This is a genomic window from Pseudomonas brassicae, from assembly GCF_010671725.1.
GTDB classification, from domain to species: Bacteria; Pseudomonadota; Gammaproteobacteria; order Pseudomonadales; family Pseudomonadaceae; genus Aquipseudomonas; species Aquipseudomonas brassicae.
Map to the genome: position 1 here is coordinate 1 of NZ_JAAHBU010000289.1, position 11,979 is coordinate 11,979.

Consider the following 11,979-nt stretch of genomic DNA (forward strand, 5'->3'; position numbering starts at 1 on the left):
CACAGGGATAGGCGCAACACCGCCTGACCCTGTGGGAGCTGGCTTGCCAGCGAATGGGCCAGCACACTCAGCTCAAGGCTTCCTGACCTTGAACCACGCCGCATACAACGCCGGCAAAAAACAACAGCGTCAATGCCGTGGCCACGATCAGCCCGCCCATGATCGCCACCGCCATCGGCCCGAAGAACACGCTGCGCGACAACGGGATCATGGCCAGCACTGCCGCCAGCGCCGTCAGCACGATCGGCCGGAACCGCCGCACCGTCGCCTCGATGATCGCCTGCCAACGGTCCAGCCCCGCCGCAATGTCCTGCTCGATCTGGTCCACCAGGATCACCGAGTTGCGCATGATCATCCCCGACAGTGCAATGGTCCCCAGCATTGCCACGAAACCGAACGGCTGGCGGAACACCATCAGGAACAGCACCACGCCGATCAACCCCAGTGGCGCGGTCAGGAACACCATCACCGTGCGCGAGAAGCTGCGCAACTGCAGCATCAGCAAGGTCAGCACCACCACGATGAACAGCGGCACCCCGGCATTCACCGAGTTCTGCCCGCGGGTCGAATCCTCCACGGTACCGCCCACCTCCAGCAGGTAACCGTCCGGCAACGCCTCACGCACCGGCTCCAGGGTCGGCAGGATCTGCGTGACCAGCGTGGCCGGCTGCTCCTTGCCATAGATATCGGCACGCACCGTTACCGTCGGCAAGCGGTTGCGGTGCCAGATGATGCCTTCCTCGAAGCCGTACTCCAGGGTCGCGACCTGCGACAGTGCGATACTGCGACCATTGTCGGTTGGCACCGCCAGGCTCGACAGGTTGGCGAGCTCCGTGCGCTCCTGGCGCGTGCCGCGCAACAGGATCTCGATCAACTCGTTGTCCTCGCGGAACTGGCTCACCGATGACCCGGTGAGCGAACTCTGCAGAAACTTCGCCAGGTGCGCAGTGCTGACCCCAAGGGCACGGGCACGGTCCTGGTCGATGTTCAGGTAGATCACCTTGCTCGGCTCTTCCCAGTCCAGGTGCACATTGACCACGTGCGGGTTCTCGCGCACCTTGGCCGCCACCTTGCGCGCCAGCGCACGCACCTGCTCGATATGCTCGCCCGTCACCCGGAACTGCACCGGGTACCCCACCGGGGGGCCGTTCTCCAGACGCGTGACGCGCGAGCGCAGGTCGGGGAACTGCTCGTTCAAGGTGTCGATCAGCCAGCTGCGCAACGTTTCGCGCTCTTCGATGGTGGTGGCCAGCACCACGAACTGGGCAAAGCTGGCCGCCGGCAACTGCTGGTCCAGCGGCAGGTAATAGCGCGGCGAGCCGGTGCCGACATAGGCCACGTAGTTGTCGACCCCGGCGCGGTCCTTGAGCAACGCCTCCAGGCGCTTGACCTGATCGGCCGTGTTGCTCAGTGAAGCGCCCTCGGCCAGCTTGAGGTCGACCATCAGTTCCAGGCGCCCGGAGGCCGGGAAGAACTGCTGCGGCACAAAGCGAAACGACACCACGCTGAGCACGAACAGGCCAAGGGTCGCCACGATCACTGTCTTGCGGTGCGCCACGCACCAGCCCACCAGGCGCCGCACGCGCTGATAGAACGGTGTGCCGTACGGGTCGGTGGCCCCGTCGGCGGTGCCATGTCTGGCCGCGTGCAACCTGGCCAGGTCCGGCAGCAGCCGCTCGCCCAGGTACGGCACGAACACCACCGCCGCGATCCACGAGGCGATCAGCGCGATGGTCACCACCTGGAAGATCGAACGGGTGTACTCGCCGGTGCCCGACTGCGCCGTGGCGATCGGCAGGAAGCCTGCTGCAGTGATCAGGGTGCCGGTGAGCATCGGGAACGCAGTGCTGGTCCAGGCGAAGCTGGCGGCCTTGAAGCGGTCGAAGCCCTGCTCCATCTTGATCGCCATCATCTCCACGGCGATGATCGCATCGTCCACCAGCAGCCCCAGCGCCAGTACCAGCGCACCGAGGGAAATCTTGTGCAGGCCGATACCCAGGTAGTACATGGCCGCGAAGGTCATCGCCAGCACCAGCGGAATCGCCAGCGCCACCACCAGGCCGGTGCGCATGCCCAGCGAGAAGAAACTCACCAGCAGCACGATGGCCAGGGCCTCGACCAGCACCTGCACGAACTCGCCCACGCCAGTCTTCACCGCCGCCGGCTGATCGGACACCTTGCGCAGTTGCATGCCGGCCGGCAGGGTCGCCGATATTTTCGCGAACTCGCTTTCCAGCGCTTTGCCCAGCACCAGGATGTCGCCGCCCTCCTTCATCGACACCGCCAGGCCCAGCGCATCCTCGCCCATGAAGCGCATGCGCGGCGAGGTGGGTCGTTGAAGCCCCGACGCACGTCGCCACATCACCGATCCGAAAGGTGCGCTCGCCCACACGGATGGGGAACTGCTCGATCTGCTCGACCGTCTCGAAGCGCCCGCTCACGCGCAGCTGCAGTCGCTCGCTGGGGGTTTCGAAGAAGCCCGCAGTGCTCACCGCGTTCTGTTCTTCGAGTGCCTGCTGCACGGACGCCAACGGCAGGCCAAGGGTGGCCAGCTTGAGGTTGGACAGCTCGATCCAGATTTTTTCGTCCTGCAGGCCGAGCAGCTCGACCTTGCCCACGTCCTTGACCCGCTGCAGCCGGATCTGCACGCGGTCGGCATAGTCCTTGAGCACGGCATAGTCGAACCCGCTGCCGGTCAGTGCATAGATATTGCCGAAGGTGGTGCCGAACTCGTCGTTGAAGTACGGTCCCTGGATGCCGGAGGGCAAGGTATGGCGGATATCGGCAACCTTCTTGCGCAACTGGTACCACAGCTCGGGGATCTGATTGGAGTGCATCGAGTCACGGGCCATGAAGGTGACCTGGGACTCACCGGGGCGCGAGAACGAGACGATCTTGTCGTACTCGCCGGTCTCCATCAGCTTCTTTTCGATGCGCTCGGTGACCTGGCGCGAAACCTCTTCGGCACTTGCGCCCGGCCAGTTGGTCTTGATCACCATGGCCTTGAAGGTAAAGGGCGGGTCTTCGCTCTGACCCAGCTTGGTGTAGGACAGCGTGCCGACCAGCGCCAGCAATACCATCAGGAACAGTACGATCTGGCGATTGCGCAGCGCCCAGGCGGAAAGGTTGAAACCCATCGGGACTTACTCCTTGGCTGCCAGATTCACCACACGGTTGGACCGGTCCACCGGCCGTATCTGTTGCCCTTCGTGCAGCACGTGGCCGCCGGCGGCAACCACCCAGTCGCTGGCGCTCAGGCCCTCGAGCACTGGAACGCTGGTCTCGCCATAGGCCCCCACGCGTACCGCGGTACGCTGCAACCGGTTGTCGGCCCCGACACGCCATACATAGGCCTGGCCATTCTCGGCCGTCACGGCCGACAACGGCACCGCCAGCGGCACCTGCTCGGCATGCTGGATGAATACCCGGGCACTCTGCCCCAGTTGCGCCGGCACCTTGCCGGCACTGAACGCAATGCGTGCGGCAAAGGTGCGCGAGCGCGGGTCGGCGGCTGGCGAGAGCTCGCGAATACGCCCCTCGAAGCGGGTATCGGGTTGCGACCACAGCTCAACGGCCACTGGCTGGCCCACCTTGAAACGACCGAAGTTCTGCTCGGGCAGGCTGATCAGCACCTCGCGCTCGCCATCGGCGGCCAGGGTGAATACCGTCTGCCCGGCCGCCACCACCTGGCCGACCTCGACCAGCCGCTTGGCCACCACACCGTCCTGCGGTGCACGCAGCACCGAGTAGCCGGCCTGATTGCCCGCCACGTCGAATTCGGCGCGCACCTGATTGACCCGTGCCAGGCCGGCACGGTAGAGGTTTTCGGCGTTGTCGTACTGCGAACGACTGACCATCTGTTTGGCCAGCAGCGTCTGGTAGCGATCACGCTCGGCCTTGACCAGGCTCAGGTTGGCCTGCGCTGCGGCCATCTGCGCGCGGCTGGCCTCCAGTTGCAGGCGCACGTCCTGCGGATCGAGTTCGGCCAGCGGCTGGTCGGCCTTGACCCGTTGGCCCTCCTCCACCAGGCGCTTGCTGACCTTGCCGGCAATGCGAAACGCCAGCTCCGGCTCAAGGCGCGCGCGCACCTCGCCGGGGTAGCTGTCGACCGCAGCCGTGGACAATTGCGGCTGCACCACCATGGCCGGGCGCAGCGCGGTGGGGGGCGGGCTCTCCTGACCGCAGCCGCCGAGCAGCAGGGCAAAGGTGAGCGGGAGTGCGAAGGGCAAGGCATGGCGCAACATGATCGAAAACCTTCCGTGAACAGCGCTTCGAATATTTATACTGGCGGGTATAGTAAATCAGCGAAACGATGCCGGGAAGCGATTGTCGGACAGAAATTGCAACGCCGTAGCGCCAGCCACGGTGTACCCTGTCCTCTTGTCAAACTTGCACGTGTCATCCATGCCAAAAGATCCCAGCGTCCCCGCCGGCCCCGGCCGCCCGAAGGACCTCGCCAAACGCCAGGCCATCCTGGAGGCGGCCAAAGCCCTGTTTCTCACCCACGGTTACGCCAACACCAGCATGGATGCGGTCGCCACAGCGGCAGGTGTGTCGAAGCTCACCGTCTACAGCCACTTCACCGACAAGGAGACACTGTTCTCCTCGGCCGTGGTGGCGACCTGCACGGCGCAGTTGCCCGAGGTGATCTTCGAACTGGCCGAAGGCGCCTCGGTGGAGCAGGTGCTGCTGAACATCGGGCGTGGTTTTCAGGCGCTGATCAGCAGTGACCAGTCGGTGAAACTGAGCCGCCTGATCATCGCACTCGGCCCGCAGGACCCCAAGCTCAGCCAGATCTTCTTCGAAGCCGGCCCGTTGCTGGTGCTGCACGAGATGGAAATCCTGCTGCAGCGCATCGATCAGCGTGGCCTGCTGAGCATCGATCAGCCGGCCAAGGCCGCCGAGCATTTCTTCTGCCTGCTCAAGGGCGCAGCCAACTACCGGTTGCTGCTGGGGTATGCCCCGGCACTGGATGCCGAGGCCGCCGAACGCCACGTGCAGGACGTGGTAGCGCTGTTCATCCGCGCCTACCGGCCCTGAGTCAGGGCTTGAGCGCCTTTTTCGGGTAGATGTCGTAGCGGCTCGACTTGCCTTCCAGGCTGTGGCTGGGCTTGGGCCCGTCGATGATCGGCGCCTTGCGCGGGCGCTTGACCACCACCCGGTGGCTGGCCAGCGCCAGCGCCGCTTCGAGCAACGCCGGGGCGTCGAGGTCGTCGCCGACCAGCGGACGGAACACGCGCATCTCCTTTTTCACCAGGGCGCTCTTGTCGCGGTGCGGAAACATCGGGTCCAGGTAGATCACCTGCGGTGGCTCGCCCTGCCAGTCGCGCATGCGCTCGATGGAGTTGCCAGGCAGCAACTGCATGCGCGCCACGATCGGGCCGACCTCGGCATCGCCGGCGGCACGTGCCAGGCCATCCTCGAGCAACGCCGCCACCAGCGGCTGGCGCTCGATCAATTGCATCTGGCAACCCAGCCCGGCCAGCACGAAGGCGTCCTTGCCCAGCCCGGCCGTGGCGTCCAGTACGTGCGGGCGTACGCCCTGAGCGATGCCCACGGCCTTGGCGATCATCTGCCCGCTGCCACCGCCGAACACCCGCCGGTGCGCCGCCGCGCCTTCGACGAAGTCGACCCGTACCGGGCCGGGGGCCTGCGGACCAAGCTGCTGGATCTGCAAGCCCGCCTCACCCACCTGCACGGCAAACGCCGCCGAATCGTCCTGCAGCGGCAAACCAAGGCGCACCGCCCACCGCTCGGCCTGCGCCTGGTACTCGCCCGCCAACGCCTCGACCCGGATACCGCCGTCCGCCAGTTGCTCCACCGCTCACCTACCCCATGCAAAAAAATTAAATGATTGCCGGACTGTGCCGATAACCGCAGTAATCGCTATTTTGCCAGACCCGGACAGCCAACGACTGCCATGTCAGACATTCTTCAGCTTCCTTCCGGTTATCTGTCGCCCGTCGGCGACTTTGCCCGGCACAACACCCAGACCCTCGGGGGCGTCAGCCACCTGTGGCAGGACTTCTTTGCCCAGGCGTTGGCAGAGCAGCAGGGTGAAGGCACTGAAGCAAGCGAGCTGGCAGCTCCCGAGGTGGACGCCGCCACCGGCGAGCCGATCGCCGGCAGCCAGACTCTGGCACAGATCCACAGCCAGCGCCTGTGCAACGTGCAGGACACGATCGTGGCCCCGCCCGAGCCGCTGTTCCTGCCGATCGCCGAATTCGAACTGGACCTGCTCGACAAGCCTGCGCCGCCGTTCAGCGCGCTGGAGCTGATCGAGCAGCAGCGTCAGCTGGATATCAGCAACAACTGGGTACGCCCGGTGGTGATGAGCCAGGGCCACCCGCTGCCCGAGCCGGGCCCGGCACCGCAGCCTTATCCGCTGCACCTGCCGATCGCCGAGCTGGAAGCCAACCTGCTCGACCCGGCCCCCGAGCCGTTCGACGAGGCGACCCTGGTCAAGCAGCAATCGGCGCTGGACTTCGACCTGCGCTGGGCACGCCCGGTGGTACTGAACAACGTGCGTATCGCCGCTTAACGGCAGATCTGCCAGAAGCCCATGTCCAGGTGAAAGTGATTGCGGTGCGCGGCATTGTAGTCGGGCCCCAGCACCGTATTGAAGCTGTCACAGGCGCCCGCGTGGACCTCGCGCAGGAACCTCGCCTTGGCGCCCTCCCCCTGCCAGTCGCGCACAAGATCGATACGTTGCCCGTCCGCCAGCCGAAACCCGGCGATATCCAGCGCATTGGCGCCGGCATGCTGGCTGCGCCGGCCTTCCTTGCGCCCATACACATTGCGACAGGCGAAGCTGCCCAGGTGGTCGACCTGCACCACCGGCTGGCCAAACGCGCGTTGCGCTGCCGGTTGCAGGCCATGGCGCTCGAACAGCGCGAACGCCACCGCCACCGGACAACTGGCCAGGAAGCTGCTGCTCAGGCGCACGCCTGAACCCTGCACGCGCACCACGTTGTGCAGCGGGCACGCCACCGTGGCCGCACTGTCGGCCTGCCTGCTGTAGCGCAAGGTCGAAGTGGCCAGGGCCTGTGCGCACAGTTGCGGGTCATCCTGCAGACGCCCCAACTTGTAGGGGGTAAGCAGGTTGGGCGGTGCCTTCACATCCAGCACCGCCCACAGGTTCCAGGCCGACGGCACGCGCCAGCCCTGCTGCCAGGCCAACAGCCCGGCGGCGACAACGCTTGCCAGCAGGCCAACGACTGTCCCTCGCCGCATGGCCGCTCAGCGCCTGAACAGCTGGTTGAGCTGGTCGAACGACAGCGCCTGCTCGGCGTAGTCGAAACGGCCCTGGTCGCGGATGCGCTCGGCGGCGTGGAAAAATGCGCCATAGGCAGCCCGCGCCAGCGACGAGCCGACACTGATGCGCTTGACCCCGAGCGCCTGTACCTCGGCCAGACTCAGGCTCACCCCGCTCAGGCCCATCAGCACGTTGACCGGCCGCGGTGCCACCGCCTGCACCACGCGCCGGATCTGCTCGGCACTGCGCAGGCCCGGGGCGTACAGCACATCAGCGCCGGCCTCGGCGAACGCCTGCAGACGCGCAATCGTGTCATCCAGGTCCTGGCGCCCATGCAGCAGGTTTTCGGCGCGGGCGCACAGCATGAACGGAAACGCCAGGCTGCGTGCCGCCGCAACAGCCGCCTCAACGCGCTCTACGGCGTGATGGAAGCCGTAGACAGGTTCATCCGGGTCACCACTGGCATCCTCGATGGAACCGCCTACAAGGCCCGCTGCAGCGGCTTGCAGGATGGCAGCGGCACAGCCCTTGGGATCATCACTGAAACCGTTCTCCAGGTCTGCGGCCACTGGCAAGGCCGTGGCATCGACGATGCTGCGCGCATTGCCCAGGGTTTCGTCCAGGGTCATGGCGCCTTCAGCGTCGGGACGCCCCAACGAAAACGCCAGGCCCGCGCTGGTGGTCGCCAGCGCCTCGAAGCCCAGGCTGGCCAGCAACTTGGCAGAGCCGGCATCCCACGGATTGGGGATGACGAACGCGCCGTCACGTTCATGCAAGGCCTTGAAGGCTTCGGCACGCAGGGTTTGTACATCCATGGTCACAGCTCCCAGGCAGAGGCGCCAGGCCGCCTAGAGCAGGCCGAGCTGTTCGGCCTGTGGCGCCCTGTGCAGTTCGGGCAAGGCCGGCAAGCCGGGCAGGCGCTCCATCAGGCCGCGATGGAATCGCTGCGCCAGCGCGGCAGCCAGGCGGTTGTCCGCAGTATGCAGGAAAACGTAAGGGCTTCGGCCCTCCTCGATCCAGCCCGCCACCTTGTCCAGCCAGGGCAGCAGGAAGGGTTCGTTGGCGGCCAGTTCCGGGTGGCCGATGAAGCGCACCTGCGGGCTCTGGCTGAAGGCGGTGGGACGCGGCGGCACGCGCGGCTTCTTGGACTGTGCGTGGAGCACGCCAGGCTCGCGCGAGGTGCAACTGAACAACGCTCGCGGGTCCAGGCAGATGCGCTCGACGCCGCGTTCGCACAGCAGGCGATTGAGCAAGCGCTCGTCATCACCCTTGGCGAAGAACGCCGCATTGCGCACCTCCACTGCCAGGGCAACACCGACCTCGTCGATGAACGCCAGCAGTTCCCCCAGGCGCGCCGGGCCGAAGCTCGCCGGCAGTTGCAACCAGTACGGCGCAACGCGTGCACCGAGCGGCTTGAGGAGGTTGATGAAGGTTTGCGCCGCCACCAACTGCTGGCGCAGGTCGCCGCCATGGCTGATGTCGCCAGGGAACTTGGCCGTGAAGCGAAAGTGCGCGGGCATGATCTGCGCCCAGCGCTCGAGGGTGGCCGGCGCGGGACGTGCATAGAACGTGGTGTTGCCTTCTACGGCGTTGAACACCTGGCTGTAGAGGCCGAGAAAATCGCTGGTCTTGGCATCGACGGGGTACAGGTACTCGCGCCAGGCGTTTTCACTCCAGGACGGGCAACCGAGAAAGTAAGGGAGAGGCGTCATGCCTCAAATGTACAGGTCCAGCCCCAGCACTTCCATCTCCCAGTCGACGAAGCCTGCGGTGGTGAGGTAGCTGGTCAGGGCCTGGGCGGTGCGCTTGTTGCGCGTCCGCGGGAAGATCATGTCTTGCTGGCGCACCGGCAGGCCGCCGCTGCTGCGCCCGGCTGCAGCGGTATTGCCGGCCTGGGCCGGCTGCGCCTCGAACTCGCCTGGCAGGTCTTCGTCCACATCCTCATCGCGCACCAGCGGCTTACGCAGCGGGCGCTTGATCGGGTAGGACTGGGAAGAAAAGCCGTCGACGCGCATGAACAGTTACTCAGGACCAATGATGGCAATTTAGCGGCACCTGAACGACTTCGCAAATGCCGACTGATAACTGGACCACATATCGAGCAAAAGGTTTATGTGCAATGGCGATAGACGACCAACGGCGCTCAGCGCGCCTTGGGCGTGGCCACCTTGTCGCGCAGGTACACCGGCTGGGCCAGATCGGCCGCAATGCCTTCGCCACGGTCCCAGGCGAACCGCGCCAGGGTCAGCAGGTCGAGGGCGTGGGGCAACATGCCGGCGTCCTGTCCCGTGACAGTGACCGGCAACCGGTCTGCATAGCCCCAGCCGTACCGGCGCCGAACCAGTCGCCGCCAACCCCGGCCGGCAGGCTGACCTGCTCGGGGGCCAGCACCGCTTCGCTGCCCAGCAGGCGCATTTCGCCAGCATTGTGCTGATAGCAACCCCAGTACACTTCGTCCATCCGCGCATCGATGGCGGCCGCCACCTGCTCGGCGCCGTGCTCGCGCAGCGCGCGCTGTGCCAGCAACGCCAGGTTCGACACCGGCAGCACCGGGCGATCGAGGGCGAAGGCCAGGCCCTGCACCACGCCGATGGCAATCCGTACCCCGGTAAAGGCGCCCGGCCCGCGGCCAAAGGCGATCGCGTCCACCGCCGACAGTGCGATACCGGCCTCGGCCAGCAGGGTCTGGATCATCGGCAGCAGCTTTTGCGCATGCAGCCGCGGGATCACCTCATAGTGGCTGAGCACCTTGCCGTCATGCAGCAAGGCAACGGAGCAGGCTTCAGTGGCGGTATCCAGGGCCAGCAAGGTGGTCATCGGGGGTTCCAGGGGCAAGAAAAAAGAGCGGCATTATAAACAACAACGCCCGCAAGCGGGCCGTTGTATGCACATCCGAGCACAGATCAGCTCAGGGCGGCGAGCACCTTGGAGGTGATGGCGTCGACCGAGCCCACGCCTTCGATGTGGCTGTACTTCGGCTTGCCGCCATGGTCAGCCGACAGCTTCTGGTAGAAGTCCACCAGCGGCTTGGTCTGCTCGTGGTAGACCGACAGGCGATGACGCACGGTTTCTTCGGTGTCGTCTTTGCGCTGTACCAGCGGCTCGCCGGTCTCGTCGTCCTTGCCTTCGACTTTTGGCGGGTTATAGACCACGTGGTAGACGCGGCCCGAACCTTCGTGCACACGGCGACCGGCGATACGCTGGACGATTTCTTCGTCGGCAACGGCGATCTCGACCACGGCGTCCAGCTCGACACCGGCAGTCACCAGGGCTTCAGCCTGGGGGATGGTGCGTGGGAAACCGTCGAACAGGAAACCGTTGGCGCAGTCGGCCTGGGCAATACGGTCCTTGACCAGGTTGATGATCAGCTCGTCGGAGACCAGCTTGCCGGCGTCCATGATCGCCTTGGCTTCGAGGCCCAGCGGGGTGCCCGCCTTGACCGCGGCACGCAGCATGTCGCCGGTGGAGATCTGTGGAATGCCGAACTTTTCGGTGATGAACTTAGCCTGAGTACCTTTACCGGCCCCGGGAGCTCCCAGCAGAATTACGCGCATCTTGTGCTCCTCAATTTTTTATAAGCAAATCAATGGATTCGCCACTCAGGGCCAATCCCAAGAATCGGGTGATGACCGCAATTCGGTCAAAAGGCTGCTCAAGATACACAGCGCACCCAGACCACACAAGCGGTCGAAAGTCGGAAAAAACTGCTGCGAGGGGCCGCTCAGGCTCGGGTTGCGCCAGGCGCAACCGGGTGCCGAGCGCTTCCCCGCGCCCCCTCGGGCAAGGCGCCGCGCACCGCCACCCTGCCCCGCTGGCGCGCTTAACCGGTGTTGCGCAAACCGGCTGCAATACCCGCCACAGTCACCAGCAGCGCCTGTTCCAAAGGGCTGTCCAGAGCGGCTTCACGCCCGCGCGAGCGCGCCAGCAGCTCGGCCTGCAATAGATGTAGCGGGTCCAGGTAGGTATTGCGCAGGCGGATGAATTCGAGGGTCTCGGGGCTGTGTGCCAGTAGCACCGGCTGGCCGGTCAGGCCCAGCACCACCTGGCACGCCTGCGACAATAGGTCGCGCAAATGCCCCCCCCAAAGGTCGCAGTTGCGGTTGCACTAGACGTTCGTCGTAGGAGCGCGCGATCTCTGCATCGGCCTTGGCCAGGACCATTTCGAGCATGTCGATGCGGGTACGGAAGAACGGCCAGTGCTCGCGCATCTCGGCCAGCAGTTCGCCCTGCCCGCGTGCCAGTGCATTGTTCAGCGCCGCTTCCCAGCCAAGCCAGGCGGGCAGCATCAGGCGCGTCTGGGTCCAGCCGAAAATCCACGGGATGGCGCGCAGGCTCTCGATGCCGCCCGCACGCCGCTTGGCCGGGCGGCTGCCCAGCGGCAGACGCCGAGCTCCTGTTCGGGGGTGGACTGGCGGAAGTACTCGACGAACTGCGGGTTGTCACGCACCACCGCGCGGTAGGCGTTCACGCCATCGCCCGCCAGTTGGTCCATCAGTTCGCGCCAGGCTGGCTGCGGTGGGGGGGGGCGGCAACAGGGTCGCCTCCAGCACCGCCGCCAGGTACAGGTTGAGGTTCTGCTCGGCGATGTCTGGCAAACCGAACTTGAAGCGGATCATCTCGCCTTGCTCGGTGGTGCGGAACCGCCCGGCCACCGATCCCGGCGGCTGCGACAGGATCGCCGCATGCGCCGGGCCACCGCCGCGCCCCACGGTGCCGCCGGCGGC

The 11,979-nt window shown here is 65.8% G+C and carries 11 protein-coding genes and 3 pseudogenes; 2 read left to right on the top strand and 12 right to left on the bottom strand.

Annotated features, from left to right (window positions below; genetic code table 11):
- Positions 1-72 precede the first annotated feature (72 nt).
- Both G3436_RS18865 and G3436_RS18870 read right to left on the bottom strand, forming a co-directional pair.
- Positions 73-3,137, bottom strand: a pseudogene (locus G3436_RS18865) (efflux RND transporter permease subunit).
- Between the two features lie 6 nt (positions 3,138-3,143).
- Entirely contained in the window at positions 3,144-4,244 is a 1,101-nt protein-coding gene (locus G3436_RS18870; RefSeq protein ID WP_163947990.1) for an efflux RND transporter periplasmic adaptor subunit, read from the bottom strand.
- Between the two features lie 160 nt (positions 4,245-4,404).
- Here G3436_RS18870 and G3436_RS18875 point away from each other — a divergent pair, with 160 nt between their 5' ends.
- On the top strand, positions 4,405-5,040 hold the full coding sequence (locus G3436_RS18875; protein ID WP_163947993.1) for a TetR/AcrR family transcriptional regulator: 636 nt from the start codon (positions 4,405-4,407) through the stop codon (positions 5,038-5,040).
- Between the two features lies 1 nt (position 5,041).
- On the opposite strand, the gene G3436_RS18880 is transcribed toward G3436_RS18875, so the two are convergent.
- Positions 5,042-5,812, bottom strand: coding sequence for a class I SAM-dependent methyltransferase (locus G3436_RS18880; protein ID WP_178116523.1), 771 nt, complete (start codon positions 5,810-5,812; stop codon positions 5,042-5,044).
- A gap of 108 nt (positions 5,813-5,920) precedes the next feature.
- On the opposite strand from G3436_RS18880, the gene G3436_RS18885 reads away from it, so the two are divergent.
- The gene (locus G3436_RS18885; protein ID WP_163947999.1) at positions 5,921-6,541 is read left to right on the top strand and encodes an energy transducer TonB; all 621 of its coding nucleotides are present in this window, start codon (positions 5,921-5,923) and stop codon (positions 6,539-6,541) included.
- On the opposite strand, the gene G3436_RS18890 is transcribed toward G3436_RS18885, so the two are convergent.
- The 9 genes and pseudogenes from G3436_RS18890 to G3436_RS29005 form a co-directional block, all read right to left on the bottom strand.
- On the bottom strand, positions 6,538-7,233 hold the full coding sequence (locus G3436_RS18890; protein ID WP_163948002.1) for an extensin-like domain-containing protein: 696 nt from the start codon (positions 7,231-7,233) through the stop codon (positions 6,538-6,540). The two genes, G3436_RS18885 and G3436_RS18890, sit on opposite strands and share 4 nt — an antisense overlap.
- 6 nt (positions 7,234-7,239) lie before the next feature.
- Entirely contained in the window at positions 7,240-8,070 is an 831-nt protein-coding gene (locus G3436_RS18895; RefSeq protein ID WP_163948005.1) for an isocitrate lyase/PEP mutase family protein, read from the bottom strand.
- A 33-nt stretch (positions 8,071-8,103) separates the two neighbouring features.
- The gene (locus G3436_RS18900; RefSeq protein WP_163948008.1) at positions 8,104-8,967 is read right to left on the bottom strand and encodes a DUF72 domain-containing protein; all 864 of its coding nucleotides are present in this window, start codon (positions 8,965-8,967) and stop codon (positions 8,104-8,106) included.
- Positions 8,968-8,970: 3 nt separating this feature from the next.
- Complete coding sequence (locus tag G3436_RS18905) at positions 8,971-9,270, bottom strand: hypothetical protein (protein ID WP_163948011.1); 300 nt, start codon at positions 9,268-9,270, stop codon at positions 8,971-8,973.
- Between the two features lie 128 nt (positions 9,271-9,398).
- Positions 9,399-10,072 (bottom strand): annotated as a pseudogene (gene tsaB / locus G3436_RS18910) (tRNA (adenosine(37)-N6)-threonylcarbamoyltransferase complex dimerization subunit type 1 TsaB).
- A gap of 86 nt (positions 10,073-10,158) precedes the next feature.
- Positions 10,159-10,809: an adenylate kinase gene (gene adk, locus G3436_RS18915; protein ID WP_163948014.1), complete on the bottom strand. Its 651-nt coding sequence runs from the start codon at positions 10,807-10,809 to the stop codon at positions 10,159-10,161.
- A gap of 266 nt (positions 10,810-11,075) precedes the next feature.
- The gene (locus tag G3436_RS28995) at positions 11,076-11,327 is read right to left on the bottom strand and encodes a phosphoenolpyruvate carboxylase (RefSeq protein ID WP_420801225.1); all 252 of its coding nucleotides are present in this window, start codon (positions 11,325-11,327) and stop codon (positions 11,076-11,078) included.
- A gap of 67 nt (positions 11,328-11,394) precedes the next feature.
- Positions 11,395-11,747 (bottom strand): annotated as a pseudogene (locus G3436_RS29000) (phosphoenolpyruvate carboxylase); the annotation flags it as partial.
- A partial coding sequence (locus G3436_RS29005) for a phosphoenolpyruvate carboxylase (protein WP_420801226.1) occupies positions 11,695-11,979 on the bottom strand: 285 nt, incomplete at its 5' end. The pseudogene G3436_RS29000 and the gene G3436_RS29005, both read right to left, overlap by 53 nt.